Source organism: Streptomyces aurantiacus JA 4570 (genome assembly GCF_000414115.1).
Classification (GTDB): domain Bacteria; phylum Actinomycetota; class Actinomycetes; order Streptomycetales; family Streptomycetaceae; genus Streptomyces; species Streptomyces aurantiacus_A.
The window spans coordinates 1-15,169 of record NZ_AOPZ01000056.1; the positions used below are offsets into that span (position 1 = coordinate 1).

Genomic DNA, 15,169 nt, shown 5'->3' on the forward strand with positions numbered 1-15,169 from the left:
CGCCGAGGGCCCGCACCGCGGCCAGGACGAGGGCGGGCCTGATGGCCTTGCCCGCGTTCCCGGCCGCGGGCGCGCCGTCGGCGTGCTCCCATCCGAAGTGGTACAGCGCGATACGCCGCATGGAACCCGGCAGCGACTCGATCGCCGCGCGCAGCTCCGGGTCGACGCACAGCCGCGCCGACGCCAGGATCTCCGCGGCTTCGTACCCCTCACCGGAAGGGAGCCCTCCGGGTTCCCCGGGGTCGTGCCCCCGGGGTCGCGGCGCGCGTTCCGTCATGTCCGTGGTGTCCGTCATGGACTCACTCCGGCGGGGAGTCGGACGGTGGCGGATCCTGGGCCTGCGGGCGCGTACGCCGAGGGTCTACCCGGTGTCGCTCCCATCGACGCGGACGGCGACCGACCGCCCGCCGGCACGGGGCCTCGCCTCACCTCCACCGGCCGATCTCGACGTTCTCCAGGATGCCGAGGGCGTCCGGCACCAGGACGGCCGCGGAGTAGTACGTCGAGACCAGGTACGAGATGATCGCCTGCTCGCTGATGCCCATGAAACGCACCGACAGGCTGGGCTCGATCTCGTCGGGGATGCCCGCCTGGTGCAGTCCGATGACGCCCTGCTCGTCCTCGCCCGTACGCATGCAGATGATCGAGGTGGTCCGCTCCTCGGTCACCGGGATCTTGTTGCACGGGAAGATCGGCACGCCGCGCCAGGTGGGGATGCGGTTCCCGGACACGTCGATGGACTCCGGGACGAGCCCGCGCCTGTTGCACTCGCGGCCGAACGCGGAGATCGCGCGCGGGTGGGCCAGGAACAGCTTCGACCCGCGCCGGCGGCTGAGCAGTTCGTCCATGTCGTCCGGGCTGGGCACGCCGTCGTGGGGCTGCAGGCGCTGGTCGTACTCGCAGTTGTTGAGGAGTCCGAACTCGCGGTTGTTGATGAGCTCGTGCTCCTGGCGCTCCTTCAACGCCTCCACGGTGAGCCGCAGTTGCTGCTCGGTCTGGTTCATCGGCTGGTTGTAGAGGTCGGCCACGCGCGTGTGGATGCGCAGCACGGTCTGGGCGACGCTCAGTTCGTACTCACGTGGGCGCGACTCGTAGTCCACGTACGTACCCGGGAGGACGGCTTCCCCGACGTGGCCCGCGGAGAGGTCGATGGGCGCCTCTCCGTAGTTGTTGGTGCGCTGGGCGGGGATGGAGCGCAGCCGGTCCAGGTGGGCGCGCAGGGACTCGGAGCGCTCCGCGATCTGTTCCAGGTCCTGGCGGGGGAGGGTGAGGACCGTGCAGGCCGTCACCGCGCGCACCGTGTACTCCCAGATGGTCTCCGGGTCGATGAGGGCCTGCTCGCCGAAGTACGCCCCGTCGGCGAGCGTTCCGAGGACGGTGTCGTCGCCGTACGGCCCGGTGCCGATCTTCTCGGCCCTGCCGTGGGCGAGCAGGAACACCTCGTCCGCCTGGTTGCCGAACGACGTGAGGACCCCGCCGGCCTCGAACTCCCGCTGCTGGCAGCGACGGGCCAGCTCGGTGAGCACCTCCTGGTCCTCGAAGTCCCGCAGGACCGGCAGTTCGCCCAGCTCCGCCGGGATCACCTCGACACGGTCCCCGGTCTTGACGAACGTGACCCGGCCGTCACCGACCGAATAGCTCGTCCTGCGGTTCACGCGATATGTGCCGCCCTGCACCTGCACCCAGGGCAGCATCCGCAGCAGCCAGCGGGAGCTGATCTCCTGCATCTGCGGCGCGGACTTGGTGGTGGTGGCCAGATTCCGCGCGGCGGATGTGCCGAGACTCTGCTGCGGCGTGTCCTGCTCCGTACGGATCTCTTCGCCTACCGACATTGAAGTGCCTCCCGATCATGCGCTGACCTGCGATGCCCAAGCCTTCCAGCACGGTGAGTACGGGCGCCATTACACATATGAGCGGGAATGGATCTCAGCGGACGGGGCACGCTGCCGTTTAGCCAGGCCGGATCCTTCGTACGTTCGTCCAAGGGCGCCGCGGACGGCGGTCAGCGCGGAGCGGAGCGCGGAATACCGGCCGCCGACCCGACCGATTCAGGCCAACCAGTGGGTGCGGGCCGACCGGCTGACGCGGGCCCGGGCCGGGTACGGCGGCTGCCCCGAGGGGAACTCCACGTTCCGGGCACTCGTTCAGACGACGAGCGCAGCGCAAGCACCATCCGCACCACATTCATCAGGAGAAGCGACATGGCAGGCTTCCTGGACCGCGCCAGAGAACAGGTGCAGCAGGGTCTCACCCAGGGCAAGCAGAAGCTGGACGACGTGCAGGCACAGCGGGCGGGCAACGACCTGCTCAAGCAGCTCGGCGCGGCGTATTACGCGGAGCGGCGCGGCAGCGGCACTCCGGACGCCACCCAACAGGCCCTCTCCGCCCTCGAGGCGCACATCGCGACGCACGGCGACGGCTTCCTGCGCGGCTGAGTCCCCCGCGCCGCGCGACCCGCGCCACCGCGCTGACCAGCCTCTCGGCTGACCGGATCGGCTCGCACGGTGCCCGAACAAATGGTTCGGGCACCGGCGGATCCGGTACAAGCTGCGTACGAGGCGGACCGCGACCGGCGGCCGTCGCGCCCGCAAAGGAGGCTGCCATGGCCTCACCCATGTCCGCGAACAGATTCCTGGACGCGCTGCAGGACGAAGGCGTCACGATCGTCGAGGTCGGCGACTGGCGCGAGCACAACCGCAATCACGTGGGCCCGTGGGGCCCGGTGCACGGCGTGATGATCCACCACACGGTCACCTCCGGCACCGAGGAGACGGTGCGCCTGTGCCGCGACGGCCACCCCACGCTTCCCGGTCCGCTCTGCCACGGCGTCATCACCAAGGACGGCCGTGTCCACCTCGTCGGCTACGGCCGCGCCAACCACGCGGGCCTCGGCGACGACGACGTCCTGCGCGCCGTCATCGCGGAGAAGGCCCTCCCTCCGGACAACGAGGCCAACACCGACGGCAACCGCCACTTCTACGGCTTCGAGTGCGAGAACCTGGGCGACGGCGAGGACCCCTGGCCCGAGGCCCAGCTGGAGGCCATCGAGAAGGTCTCGGCCGCCGTCTGCCGCCACCACGGCTGGACCGCCCGCTCGGTCATCGGCCACCTGGAGTGGCAGCCCGGCAAGATCGACCCCAAGGGGTTCACGATGAACTGGATGCGGGACCGCATCGAGGAGCGCCTGAAGTAGCCCACCACCTCTCCCCCTACGCCGACAAGAGGGAGAATGGCGGGGTGCCCGCCACCCCGCCCACCTCCGCGCTCCACCCCCGGCTCCCCACCCCGCTGCAGCCGGTCGCGGACCCCCGTTTCGAGGCCCGCGGCGTCCGGCTGCTCCTCAAGCGCGACGACCGGATACACCCGGACCTGCCCGGCAACAAGTACCGCAAGCTCGTCCTCAATCTGGACGAGGCGAGGGCGGCGGGCCGCACCACCCTGCTGACGTTCGGCGGCGCCTACTCCAACCATCTGCGGGCCACGGCGGCCGCCGGCCGTCTCCTTGGCTTCGCCACCGTCGGCGTGGTGCGCGGCGACGAGCTGGCCGGCCGCCCCCTCAACCCGTCCCTGACGCAGTGCGCCGCCGACGGCATGCGGCTGCATTTCGTCGACAGATCGACGTACCGGCAGAAGCGGGACCCGGCCGTCCTGGCGCGGCTGCGGCGCGCGACGGCCACACAGGACGCGTACGTCATCCCCGAAGGGGGCAGCAACAGCCTCGCCGTCCGGGGCTGCACGGCGCTCGGCGAGGAACTGCGCGGCCGCACGGACGTCGCCGCCGTCGCCTGCGGCACCGGCGGCACCCTGGCGGGCCTGGCGGCGGGCCTCTCCCCCGGCCAGCGCGCGCTCGGCATACCCGTCCTCAAGGGCGGCTTCCTCGGCCCCGAGATACGGGATCTGCAGCGCGCCGCGTTCGGCACCCCCGGCGCCAACTGGACCCTCGACGAACGCTTCCACTGCGGCGGCTACGCCCGCGCCACCAGCGAACTCACCGCCTTCGCCGACAACTTCGAGGACCGGCACGGCCTCCCCGTGGAGCGCGTCTACGTGGCCAAGCTCCTGTTCGCGCTGACCGCACTCTCCGAAGAGGGCGCGTTCGCCCCGGGGACGACGGTCACGGCGGTCGTCACCGGCACGCCGCCCGCGTGACCCGGGGCCCCAAGGCCCGGTCCGCGCCTCACTCCTCGACCTCCCGGTGGGCCGCGGCCTCCTCCAGATCCAGCTTCCGCAGCAGCGTCCGCAACAGCTCGTCGTCGATGCGCCGCTCGTCCCGCATGCGCACGAACACCTCGCGCTCCGCGGCGATCGCCTCGCGCGCGAGCCTGCGGTAGGTGTCGTCCGCGGACTCGCCCGTGACGGGGTTGGACTGGCCAAGCCGCTCCCACACCGAGTTGCGGCGCCGTTCGAGAACCGTGCGCAGACGGTCCTGGAGCGGCCCTGGCAGGCTGTTGCGCTCGTCCTCCATCAGCTCCCGCAACCGGGCCTCCGCGGCCTGTGAGGCGGCGTTCTGCGCCTGCGCCTCGGCCAGCGTCTGCGCCTGCGCGTCCCGCCCCGGCAGCTTCAGGACCCGGATCAGCCACGGCAGCGACAGCCCCTGCACGACCAGCGTCCCGATGACCGTCGTGAAGGTCAGGAAGAGCACGAGGTTGCGCGCCGGGAACGGCTCGTCGTGGTCGGTCACCATCGGGATGGAGAACGCGATCGCCAGGGACACCACACCCCGCATCCCGGCCCAGCTCACGATGAGCGGACGCCGCCAGTCCAGGTCGTCCTCACGCTCCCGGATCCGCGCCGACAGCACGCGCGGCAGATACGTCGCCGGGTACGACCACACGAACCGCACCGCCACGACGCACACGAAGACCGCGACGGCGTACCAGACCGCCTGCCCCACGCTGTACTCGCCGAGCTCCCCGAGAACGACCGGAAGCTGCAGACCGATGAGGGCGAACACCGCCGACTCCAGGAGGAAGCCGACGACCTTCCACACCGCGGCCTCCTGGAGCCGCGTCTCGAAGTCGACCTGCCAGGAACGGTGCCCCAAGTAGAGGGCCACCACGACCACGGCGAGCACTCCGGAGGCGTGCACCTGCTCCGCGGCGGCGTACGCGACGAAGGGGATGAGCAGCGACAGGGTGTTCTGGAGCAGCGACTCCTTCAGGTGGGCGCGCAACCAGTGGATCGGCACCATCAGGAGCAGCCCCACACCGATGCCGCCCACCGCCGCCACCAGGAACTCCTGGATGCCGCCCGCCCAGCTCGCGCCCTCGCCGACGGCTGCCGCGAGCGCCACCTTGTAGGCGGTGATCGCGGTCGCGTCGTTCACCAGGGACTCGCCCTGGAGGATCGTGGTGATGCGCGAGGGCAGTCCCACGCGGCGCGCGATGGCGGTGGCCGCGACGGCGTCCGGCGGCGCGATCACCGCTCCGAGGACGAGCGCGGCGGTCAGCGGGAGATCGGGGATCAGCAGATACGCGAGCCAGCCGACGACGAGCGTTGCGAACAGAACGTAACCGACCGACAGGAGCGCGACGGGCCGGACATTGGCCCGCAGGTCCAGATACGAGCTCTCCAGAGCGGCCGTGTGCAGCAGCGGCGGCAGGATCAGCGGCAGCACCACGTGCGGGTCGAGGTGATACTCCGGCACCCCGGGGACGTACGCGGCGATCAAGCCCACGCCGACCAGGAGCAGCGGCGCGGGCACCGGGGTGCGGCGCGCGGCGCCGGCGATCGCGGCACTCGCGGCGATCAGCGCCACCAGGGGCAGTACGTCCATCGGCCAGGCCCTCCGCCGTCCGCTCTCCCGTCGTAACCTGGCCATCATGAACGAGTGCTCGCACGTCAGCGCGCTGCCCCACCCGGAGCCTGCACCTCTGAGCGACACCTGCCTGGAGTGCCTCGCCGCAGGCAGCCACCCCGTGCAACTGCGGCTGTGCCTGGTCTGCGGGCACGTGGGCTGCTGCGACTCCTCGCCCTTCCAGCACGCGACGGCACACTTCAAGGAGACCGGGCATCCGGTGATGCGGACCTTCGAGCCGGGCGAGAAATGGCGTTGGTGCTTTGTCGACGGTTCGATCGTCTGAGGGCTGGGTACGTCAACCCGACGCTCGTTCTTTCCAATTGGGCTCGCGAAACCCCTAGCCACTGTCCGTACCCGTAGGCTTACTATGAGTGACAGCAACGGGATGGGGTCCCCGGGACACGGAACTGAGCAGCGCGGTAGCGTCACCGCTGAAACGTGGTGCGTCACCCGTGTGACGCAGTCCGGACCGCCGCGGCGCGACGGCCGGAGCCCCGAAAGTGCTTGTACCACCTTGGAGGTGAGGGTGTCCCAGATCGCAGGCGAGCCCGGGAATCAGGACTTCGTAGAGGTCCGCCTTCCGGCTGCGGGTGCCTACCTGTCGGTGCTGCGTACGGCCACGGCCGGCCTCGCGGCGCGCTTGGACTTCACCCTGGACGAGATCGAGGACCTCCGCATCGCTGTCGACGAGGCCTGCGCGATCCTGCTCCAGCAGGCCGTGCCCGGCTCCGTGCTCAGCTGCGTCTTCCGGCTCGTCGACGACTCCCTGGAGGTGACCGTCTCGGCACCCACCACCGACGGCCGTGCCCCGGAGCGTGACACCTTCGCCTGGACTGTGCTGTCGGCCCTCGCGGGCAAGGTCGACTCCTCGGTCGCAGACGACAAAACCGTTTCGATCAGCCTCTACAAACAGCGCGGCGCGGGACCCGGGCCGGCGTGAGGAACGGGGACGGGCCCGTGCGGGACGAAGAGCGCGGAACACGTGGCACACACGGTCTGCCCGCCCGCGGCAGGGGCGGCACGCGTCCGGCCACGGGACGCGGTCCGGTGGAGCCGGGGTCTGCCCCCGGAGGCATCCCCGAACAGCAGGCCAGGCCGCACCCACAGGATCCGGAACAGCCGGGTGCGCCGGCGGTGGCCGACACGGCCGCAATGCCAGAGCAGGCAGAGCCGACCGCCGGGGACGGGATCGACGAGCCGTCCGGCCCGGGCGGGCGACAGGACCAAGTAGGCGCCGCACGCAGGGGGTCCCCCCGGGCGTCCAGCACTGGGGGCGGGTCCCCAGAAGGGCGGCGGCTGGTGACGGGCGGGACGATGAGCGAGCACGAGCAGCACAGCCGGCACGATCCGCAGGACCGCAGCGGTGCGCGAGCGATGTTCGTCGAGCTGCGTTCACTGAAGGACGGCAGCCCCGAGTACGCGGAGCTGCGCAATCAGCTCGTCCGCATGCACCTGCCGCTCGTGGAGCACCTGGCCCGCCGCTTCCGCAACCGCGGCGAGCCGCTGGACGACCTGACGCAGGTCGCCACGATCGGTCTGATCAAGTCGGTGGACCGCTTCGACCCGGACCGCGGCGTGGAGTTCTCCACGTACGCGACCCCGACGGTCGTCGGCGAGATCAAGCGCCACTTCCGCGACAAGGGCTGGGCGGTGCGGGTGCCGCGGCGGCTGCAGGAGCTGCGCCTGGCCCTGACGACGGCGACGGCCGAGCTCTCCCAGCTGCACGGCCGCTCCCCGACGGTGCACGAGCTGGCGCAGAAACTGGCGATCTCCGAGGAGGAGGTCCTGGAGGGCCTGGAATCGGCGAACGCCTACTCCACGCTGTCGCTGGATGTCCCGGACACCGACGACGAGTCACCTGCCGTCGCGGACACCCTCGGCGCCGAGGACGAGGCCCTGGAGGGCGTGGAGTACCGCGAATCCCTCAAGCCCCTCCTGGAGGACCTGCCGCCGCGCGAGAAGCGCATCCTGCTGCTGCGGTTCTTCGGGAACATGACGCAGTCACAGATCGCCCAGGAGGTCGGCATCTCCCAGATGCACGTCTCCCGGCTCCTCGCGCGCACGCTGGCGCAACTGCGCGAGAAGCTCCTCGTGGAGGAGTGAGCGGGTCTCCCTGACCGGGTGAAGCACGACTGTCCGGAACGGCACCAAAGGGCGGCGAGCACAGCGCTCGCCGCCCTTTGCGCTGCCCTGTGCAGCCGTGCCGCTACTTGCCGCTCTCTTGTACGTTGCCCGGGGCGCCGATGCCGAGGGCCTCGGTGGTGGCGGGGTTGACCAGGAGGACCAGCGTCGCGACGGCGACCGCGGCGAGCGCGATGCCTCCGGGGATCATCGCGCTGTCCGCCTGCAGCAGCTGCCAGGCCACGGGCAGCGCCATGATCTGCGTGATGATCGCGGGGCCGCGGGCCCAGCGGCGCAGCCGGAGCAGACCGCGCGCGGCGAGCAGCGGCAGCAGCGCGAGGACGATCAGCGTGACGCCGCCGGTCGTCGCCTGCCGGGGGTTGTCGGGGTCGCCCGCGAGCCCCATCACGAGCATGTAGGCACCGCCGACGACGAGGGCCAGGCCCTCAAGCCCGGCGAGCGCCGCGGCGGCCGTCAGGCGCCCGGGGCGGGGTCCCGGCGCGGGGGCTTCTGGGGTGGTCTTCGGCTCAGTGCTCACGCATCGAGGGTAGCCCCGGGCGTCCGGAGCCCGGCACGTCGGTGCGGCCCGTGCGCGACCTCGGTCTGGGCCAGGTAAAGACCGCTAGGTAGTCTGCTGCGCATGCGTGCACTCCTCGTGGTCAATCCGGCGGCTACTACCACCAGTGCGCGCACACGTGACGTACTGATCCACGCCCTCGCGAGCGAGATGAAGCTGGAAGCGGTCACTACGGAGTACCGCGGTCACGCCCGCGACCTCGGCCGGCAGGCCGCGGAGAGCGAGGACATCGAGCTGGTCGTGGCCCTCGGTGGCGACGGCACCGTCAACGAAGTCGTCAATGGTCTGCTGCACAACGGGCCCTCTCCGGAGAACCTGCCCCGCCTCGCCGTCGTCCCCGGAGGCTCGACGAATGTCTTCGCGCGCGCCCTGGGGCTGCCGAACGACGCCGTGGAGGCGACCGGCGCCCTTCTGGACGCGTTGCGTGAGGGAAGCGGACGGACAGTGAGCCTCGGCCGGGTCTCGGGCACACCGGGGACCGACGACGAGGCGGTGCCGCCGCGCTGGTTCACGTTCGCGGCCGGGCTCGGTTTCGACGCGGGTGTGGTCGGCCGGGTCGAACAGCACCGGGAACGCGGCAAGCGCTCGACGCACGCCCTTTACGTGCGCCAGGTGGTACGCCAGTTCCTCGGCGAGGGCGACCGCCGGCACGGGTCGATCACGCTGGAGCGGGCCGGCGAGGAGCCGGTGACCGACCTCGTGATGTCCATAGTGTGCAACACCTCCCCCTGGTCCTACCTGGGCAATCGTCCCTTGTACGCGTCTCCGAAGGCGTCCTTCGAGACGGGTCTCGACGTGCTCGGACTGAAGCGTCTGTCGACCGCCGCGGTGGCCCGTTACGGCACCCAGTTGCTGCGGTCTACGCCCGAGCGCGGACCTCACGGGAAGAACGCCGTCTCGCTGCACGACCTGACGGACTTCACCTTGCATTCGAAGGCGCCCCTGCCCCTCCAGATGGACGGTGACCACCTGGGGCTGCGGACGAGCGTGACGTTCACAGGCGTACGCCGTGCACTGCGTGTGATTGTGTGAGTGGAAGGGCCTAAAGTCCTTTCACTCGAACGTTTAGGCCAGGCTCCACCCCATGGAAGTACGGCTGTGACTCAGTCGACACCGAGGAATCAAAAAAAACTTTCCGGAAGGGGTTGTATCCGCCGCCGAGGTTTGCGAATCTCTACATGGCGATCGGGACGGCCCGCAACACCGGCCTCTACTAAGTCGCCAGAACCCCTCCTCACCACAAGGTCCACACCAGGCAACTGGGAGTCGGCCCTTCCCGCGCGGGGGGATTCGTGAAAGCGTTCACATTCACAAGCAATCTTCATGTAAGACCAAGGAGAGGTAGCAGCCATGGACTGGCGTCACAACGCCGTTTGCCGCGAGGAAGACCCCGAGCTGTTCTTCCCCATCGGCAACACCGGTCCTGCGCTGCTGCAGATCGAGGAAGCCAAGGCCGTCTGCCGTCGCTGCCCCGTCATGGAGCAGTGCCTGCAGTGGGCGCTCGAGTCCGGCCAGGACTCCGGCGTCTGGGGTGGCCTCAGCGAGGACGAGCGCCGCGCGATGAAGCGCCGCGCCGCCCGCAACCGGGCGCGCCAGGCCAGCGCCTGACGCCCACGCCCCTTACGAGCCTGAGCCCGGCGGCGCGTGTGCCTGACGGCATTACTCCGTAGACAGCGCGTACGCAACCCCCGCCCCCGAGCCGCAGCCGCGCAGTACCCCCGGTGCGCATCGCAACGTGAGCAAGAAGCCCCGGACCGACCAGGTCCGGGGCTTCTTGCTGTGCGCGTCAGGTTCAGTCGCGCGGGACGATGGCGGCGCGTGTCATCGCACCCCCGGGATCGCGCCGCTTGTCGCCGCGCACCGGAATCGCTACTTGTCGCCGCGCACCGGAATGTCGAGGACCACGCGCGTCCCCCGCTCCGGTGCCCTGACCATGTCGAACGTGCCGCCCAGCTCGCCCTCGACGAGGGTGCGCACGATTTGCAGGCCCAGATTGCCCGAGCGGTGCGGGTCGAAGCCGGCGGGCAGCCCGACGCCGTCGTCCTGGACGGTGATCAGGAGCCGGGACTCCTTGGCGGTGCCGCCACGCACGGCGGAAACCTCGACGCTGCCCGTGTCCCCCTGCGCGAAGCCGTGCTCCAAGGCGTTCTGCAGGATCTCCGTAAGGACCATCGACAGCGGCGTCGCGACCTCCGCGTCGAGGATGCCGAAGCGACCGGTGCGCCGGCCCGCCACCGTACCGGGTGAGATCTCCGCGACCATGGCGAGGACGCGGTCGGCGATCTCGTCGAACTCCACGCGCTCGTCCAGGTTCTGGGAGAGCGTCTCGTGGACGATGGCGATGGAGCCCACGCGGCGCACCGCCTCCTCCAGGGCCTCACGGCCGGAGACGGAGTCGATGCGGCGCGCCTGCAGCCGCAGCAGGGCAGCGACCGTCTGCAAGTTGTTCTTCACCCGGTGGTGGATCTCCCGGATGGTGGCGTCCTTGGTGATCAACTCCCGCTCGCGGCGACGCAGTTCGGTGACGTCGCGCAGCAGGACGAGCGAACCGATGCGCGGGCCCTTGGGTTTGAGCGGGATGGCGCGCAGCTGGATCACGCCGTCACCACCCTCGATCTCGAACTCGCGGGGCGCCCAGCCGCTGGCGAGCTTGGTCAGCGCCTCGTCCACCGGCCCCCGGGACGGGGCCAGTTCGGCGGTGGCCTTGCCCAGGTGGTGCCCCACCAGGTCGGCCGCGAGCCCGAGGCGGTGGTACGCGGACAGGGCGTTCGGCGAGGCGTACTGGACGACGCCGTCGGCATCCAGACGCAGCAGGCCGTCGCCCACGCGCGGGGAGGCGTCCATGTCGACCTGCTGCCCCTCGAAGGGGAACGAGCCCGCCGCGATCATCTGCGCCAGGTCGGACGCCGACTGCAGGTAGGTGAGTTCGAGGCGCGAAGGAGTGCGCACCGTCAGGAGGTTGGTGTTGCGGGCGATCACCCCGAGGACGCGGCCCTCCCTGCGTACGGGAATGGACTCGACGCGCACCGGGACCTCCTCGCGCCACTCCGGATCACCCTCGCGCACGATGCGCCCCTCGTCGAGAGCCGCGTCGAGGAGGGGACGGCGGCCGCGCGGGACGAGATGGCCGACCATGTCGTCCTGGTAGGAGGTCGGGCCGGTGTTGGGGCGCATCTGCGCCACGGAGACATAGCGCGTCCCGTCGCGCGTGGGCACCCACAGCACGAGGTCGGCGAAGGAGAGGTCGGAGAGGAGCTGCCACTCCGAGACCAGCAGATGCAGCCACTCGAGGTCGGAGTCACCGAGGGCGGTGTGCTGGCGTACGAGGTCGTTCATGGAGGGCACGGGTGCGAGCGTACCTGGCGCTCTTCCCGACGGGCCGCGGCGCCGGGGCGGGACCCTCAACCCGGCCCCAACACCGCAGCCCTTCAGGTGCATCGGCAGCCGGAATGTGCGGTACCGGCGGCCGATTCCGGGAAGGTCCGACGCGGTCAGGGCAGAGAGCGCCGGCTCCTCGGTCCGCTCTTCTGTGCGGGAAGAGCGGGGCTTTACTCCCGCATTGTGGACTAGACCATTCTCCTGTGTCTATGCGGGGAGCACGGTTTGTTGTCGGATCTTCCTCCAGTGCGGATCCTTACCCCCGTACGGGCCCTTCCCCCGGTACAGGCCCCTCCCCCGGTACGGGCCATCCCTCGGCACGGGCCCATCCCTCGGTACGGGCCCTTCCGCCCGCGCCGGCGCCGGGGTGGGTGGCTCAACCGGCTGCCCGAGCGCCCCGGCTCGCACCGGCGGACGCCTCCGGCCAGGCCCGCATCGCGAGGTCGACAACGGCCTCCAGATCCTCCCTGGTGGCGCCGTCGCGGGACTGCTGGGACAGGCCCTGGAAGACCGCTCCGACATAGCGGGCGAGGTCCGCGGCGTCCGTGCCCTCGGGCAATTCCCCCGCGGCGACGCCCTGCTGGATCCGGGACGCGAAGGTCGCGATGTTCGCGTTGCGCTGCTTGCGCAGGGTCTGCTCGACCTCCGGCGTGGTGCAGTTGGTCGCGGCGTGGATGACGAGGCAGCCGTGCGGGTGGCCCGGCTCGGTGAAGACGGCGGCCGCCTCGCGCAGGACGCGCTCCATCGCGGCGCGCGCCGTCGCCTCCTCGGCCAGCGCCCGGCCGCCGAAGGCTCCGTACGAACCCGCGTAGCGCACCAGGACCTCGCCGAAGAGCGTCCGCTTGTCGCCGAAGGCCGCGTACAGGCTCGGGGCGCCGATGCCCATCTCGCGGGTGAGGTCGGAGACGGTCGTCGCCTCGTACCCGTGCTCCCAGAACTGGCGCAGGGCCTTCTCCAGGGCCGTCTCGCGGTCGAAGGAGCGGGGCCTGCCTCGCTGTTTCGTCGCCATGGGGAAATTTTATAGCGGACGCTAGAAAAGCGGAGCCCGGTGGGGTACGGTTTTTTGTGTAGCGACCGCTAGAGAAAGTTGGGGGGCGCCTGATCATGGGTGCGCTGAGTGAGAAGACGGCCGAGCCGACGTCGGGCCCGGCCTCGCGGACCGGGCTGTCGGGTGGACGGCTGACCGGCAGGACCGCGCTGGTCACGGGCGGCAGCCGGGGCATCGGTCGCGGTATCGCCGAGCGGCTGGGGCGGGACGGCGCGCGGGTCGCCGTGCACTACGGCAGCAATGAGGCGGCCGCGAAGGAGACGGTGGCGGCGATCGAGGGAGCGGGCGGCTCCGCGTTCGCCATCGGCGCGGAGCTGGGCGTGCCGGGTGACGCGGCGGCGCTGTGGGAGGCGTTCGACGCGCACGCCGACGGCCTGGACATCCTGGTGAACAACGCCGGGATCGGCACGTCGCACCCCTTCGCGGACACGGACGAGGCGGAGTACGACAGGCTGTTCGCGGTGAACGCCAAGGCGCCGTTCTTCGTGACCAGGCTCGGCACCGCACGACTGCGGGACGGCGGCCGCGTCATCAACATCTCGTCGGGCGCCTCACACGCGGCGATGCTGCCGGACATCATGACGTACGCCATGACGAAGGGCGCCCTGGACGTCTTCACGCGGAACCTGTCGAAGGTGCTCGGCCCCCGCGGCATCACGGTCAACGCGGTGGCCCCGGGCATTGTGGACACGGACGTCAACGCCGCCTGGCTGCGCGGCGAGGAGAACAAGGACGCCTGGGCCGGCGCGGCGGCGATGTCGGCACTCGGCAGGGTCGGGACGGCGCAGGACATAGCCGACGTGGTCGCGTTCCTCGCCTCACCGGACGGGCGGTGGGTGACGGGGCAGTGGATCGACGCGACGGGGGGTTCGCTGGCCTGAGGTCCGGGAGTGCCGCCGCGGGGGCAGGGGGTTCGTCGGCTCGACGCCGGGCGCGTGCGGCCTCGGAGGGGGCGCCGGCCTGCACGGGTGCCCGCCCTGGGGCTGGCCGTCGGCCCCTGGACCCGTTCTGGACCCGCGTTGGGCTCGCATTGGGCCCGCCTCGCGCCCGCCCTGGGCCCGACGGCCAGACCCAGGTCGGCGCGCGGGCAGGCTCACCTCGTCTCGGTCACCTTGGCCAGTGCCCTCGGTGCGTCCGGGTCCTGGCCTCGGGCGATCGTGACCTCGTAGGCGAGGAGCTGGAGGGGGATGATCTCCAGGACGGGCTGGACCTCCTCGGGGACCCCCTCCGTCGGCAGCACGAACCCGGCGGACGCCTGCTCGACCTGGGCCTTGGGGCCGATGACCACCAGGTCGGCGCCGCGGCCGCGCAGCCGGTCGAGGACGGGCTGGAGCGCTTCCCCTCCCCTGCCGTCCGGCACGACGGCGATGACCGGGGAGATGTTGTCGACCATGGCGAGCGGGCCGTGCAGCAGGTCGGCGCCGGAGTAGGCGAGGGCGGGGATGTAGCTCGTCTCCATCAGCTTCAGGGCGGCTTCCTTGGCCGTGGGGTAGCCGTAGCCGCGAGAGGTGATCACCATGCGTTCGGCGAAGCGGTAGCGGGCGGCGAGCGTCCGGACCTCCTGCTGGCGGGCCAGGAGGTCGGCGGCGAGGTCGGGCAGCGGGGCCGCGGCGGTGCTGTCGCCGTCGCGCAGCCCCTCGATGAAGAGATGGAGGGCGAGCAGGGACGCCGTGTACGTCTTCGTGGCGGGCAGCGCCTTCTCCGGGCCCGCGAGGATGTCGATGTGGTGCTCGGATACGGCGGCCAGCGGGGAGTCGGGGTTGTTGGTGACGGCGAGCGTGATGGCGCCGGCCTCGCGGGCGGCCTGGGTGGAGGCGACGAGGTCCGGTGAGCCGCCGGACTGGCTCACGGTGATGACCAGGACGTCCCTGAGGTCGGGCCTGGCGCCGTAGGCCGTGGTCGTGGACATGGAGGTCAGGCCGCAGGGCAGGCCGAGGCGGACTTCGAGGAGGTACTTGGCGTAGAGGGCGGCGTGGTCGGAGGTGCCGCGGGCGGTGAGGAGGACGAAGCGGGGGCGTTGCGCGGCGACCATGCCTGCGGTTTCGCGGATCTTCGGGGCACCGGTGTCGAGGAGCCGACGCAGCACCTCGGGCTGTTCGGACATCTCGCGGGACATGATGCGGCCGGGCTGCTCGCTGTACGTGGAGGACGACGTCACAGTCATGCCTCCCACTCTGCTGGCTACTGGCCGGGAGCGCTTGCCGTTCCGGGGCGGGGGGCGGGGGGTAAGCGGGCCGGGGGGCGG

At 71.0% G+C, this 15,169-nt stretch carries 15 protein-coding genes and 1 pseudogene; 9 read left to right on the forward strand and 7 right to left on the reverse strand.

What is annotated here, in order from left to right:
• A pseudogene (locus STRAU_RS07235) lies at positions 1-295 on the reverse strand (polyprenyl synthetase family protein); the annotation flags it as partial.
• 130 nt (positions 296-425) lie between these two features.
• Positions 426-1,832 (reverse strand): family 2B encapsulin nanocompartment shell protein, encoded by a 1,407-nt coding sequence (locus STRAU_RS07240; RefSeq protein ID WP_016639605.1) that lies wholly within the window; start codon positions 1,830-1,832, stop codon positions 426-428.
• A 369-nt stretch (positions 1,833-2,201) separates the two neighbouring features.
• Here STRAU_RS07240 and STRAU_RS07245 point away from each other — a divergent pair, with 369 nt between their 5' ends.
• The 3 genes from STRAU_RS07245 to STRAU_RS07255 all read left to right on the forward strand — a co-directional run bounded on the left by STRAU_RS07245 (position 2,202) and on the right by STRAU_RS07255 (position 4,149).
• Entirely contained in the window at positions 2,202-2,435 is a 234-nt protein-coding gene (locus STRAU_RS07245; protein ID WP_016639606.1) for a hypothetical protein, read from the forward strand.
• A 167-nt stretch (positions 2,436-2,602) separates the two neighbouring features.
• Positions 2,603-3,193, forward strand: coding sequence for an N-acetylmuramoyl-L-alanine amidase (locus tag STRAU_RS07250; RefSeq protein ID WP_016639607.1), 591 nt, complete (start codon positions 2,603-2,605; stop codon positions 3,191-3,193).
• Between the two features lie 44 nt (positions 3,194-3,237).
• Positions 3,238-4,149: a 1-aminocyclopropane-1-carboxylate deaminase/D-cysteine desulfhydrase gene (locus STRAU_RS07255; RefSeq protein WP_016639608.1), complete on the forward strand. Its 912-nt coding sequence runs from the start codon at positions 3,238-3,240 to the stop codon at positions 4,147-4,149.
• Between the two features lie 28 nt (positions 4,150-4,177).
• Here STRAU_RS07255 and STRAU_RS07260 read toward each other — a convergent pair whose 3' ends face one another.
• Positions 4,178-5,776, reverse strand: coding sequence for a Na+/H+ antiporter (locus STRAU_RS07260; RefSeq protein WP_016639610.1), 1,599 nt, complete (start codon positions 5,774-5,776; stop codon positions 4,178-4,180).
• A 46-nt stretch (positions 5,777-5,822) separates the two neighbouring features.
• Here STRAU_RS07260 and STRAU_RS07265 point away from each other — a divergent pair, with 46 nt between their 5' ends.
• The 3 genes from STRAU_RS07265 to STRAU_RS07275 all read left to right on the forward strand — a co-directional run bounded on the left by STRAU_RS07265 (position 5,823) and on the right by STRAU_RS07275 (position 7,903).
• Positions 5,823-6,083 (forward strand): UBP-type zinc finger domain-containing protein, encoded by a 261-nt coding sequence (locus tag STRAU_RS07265; protein WP_016639609.1) that lies wholly within the window; start codon positions 5,823-5,825, stop codon positions 6,081-6,083.
• 243 nt (positions 6,084-6,326) lie between these two features.
• On the forward strand, positions 6,327-6,740 hold the full coding sequence (locus tag STRAU_RS07270; protein ID WP_016639611.1) for an ATP-binding protein: 414 nt from the start codon (positions 6,327-6,329) through the stop codon (positions 6,738-6,740).
• Complete coding sequence (locus STRAU_RS07275) at positions 6,737-7,903, forward strand: RNA polymerase sigma factor SigF (protein ID WP_078621005.1); 1,167 nt, start codon at positions 6,737-6,739, stop codon at positions 7,901-7,903. The genes STRAU_RS07270 and STRAU_RS07275 overlap by 4 nt, the downstream gene beginning before the upstream one ends.
• A gap of 103 nt (positions 7,904-8,006) precedes the next feature.
• Here the strand turns inward: STRAU_RS07275 and STRAU_RS07280 are convergent, their stop codons facing one another.
• Complete coding sequence (locus STRAU_RS07280) at positions 8,007-8,459, reverse strand: hypothetical protein (protein ID WP_016639613.1); 453 nt, start codon at positions 8,457-8,459, stop codon at positions 8,007-8,009.
• Between the two features lie 102 nt (positions 8,460-8,561).
• On the opposite strand from STRAU_RS07280, the gene STRAU_RS07285 reads away from it, so the two are divergent.
• Positions 8,562-9,530: a diacylglycerol/lipid kinase family protein gene (locus STRAU_RS07285; protein WP_016639614.1), complete on the forward strand. Its 969-nt coding sequence runs from the start codon at positions 8,562-8,564 to the stop codon at positions 9,528-9,530.
• A gap of 318 nt (positions 9,531-9,848) precedes the next feature.
• Entirely contained in the window at positions 9,849-10,106 is a 258-nt protein-coding gene (locus tag STRAU_RS07290) for a WhiB family transcriptional regulator (RefSeq protein ID WP_016639615.1), read from the forward strand.
• A gap of 261 nt (positions 10,107-10,367) precedes the next feature.
• Here STRAU_RS07290 and STRAU_RS07295 read toward each other — a convergent pair whose 3' ends face one another.
• Positions 10,368-11,834: a PAS domain-containing sensor histidine kinase gene (locus STRAU_RS07295; protein ID WP_016639616.1), complete on the reverse strand. Its 1,467-nt coding sequence runs from the start codon at positions 11,832-11,834 to the stop codon at positions 10,368-10,370.
• A 418-nt stretch (positions 11,835-12,252) separates the two neighbouring features.
• Positions 12,253-12,885 (reverse strand): TetR/AcrR family transcriptional regulator, encoded by a 633-nt coding sequence (locus STRAU_RS07300; RefSeq protein WP_016639617.1) that lies wholly within the window; start codon positions 12,883-12,885, stop codon positions 12,253-12,255.
• 95 nt (positions 12,886-12,980) lie between these two features.
• Here STRAU_RS07300 and STRAU_RS07305 point away from each other — a divergent pair, with 95 nt between their 5' ends.
• Positions 12,981-13,805: an SDR family oxidoreductase gene (locus STRAU_RS07305; protein WP_016639618.1), complete on the forward strand. Its 825-nt coding sequence runs from the start codon at positions 12,981-12,983 to the stop codon at positions 13,803-13,805.
• Positions 13,806-14,017: 212 nt separating this feature from the next.
• Here STRAU_RS07305 and STRAU_RS07310 read toward each other — a convergent pair whose 3' ends face one another.
• Complete coding sequence (locus STRAU_RS07310) at positions 14,018-15,088, reverse strand: SIS domain-containing protein (RefSeq protein ID WP_037658004.1); 1,071 nt, start codon at positions 15,086-15,088, stop codon at positions 14,018-14,020.
• Positions 15,089-15,169 lie beyond the last annotated feature (81 nt).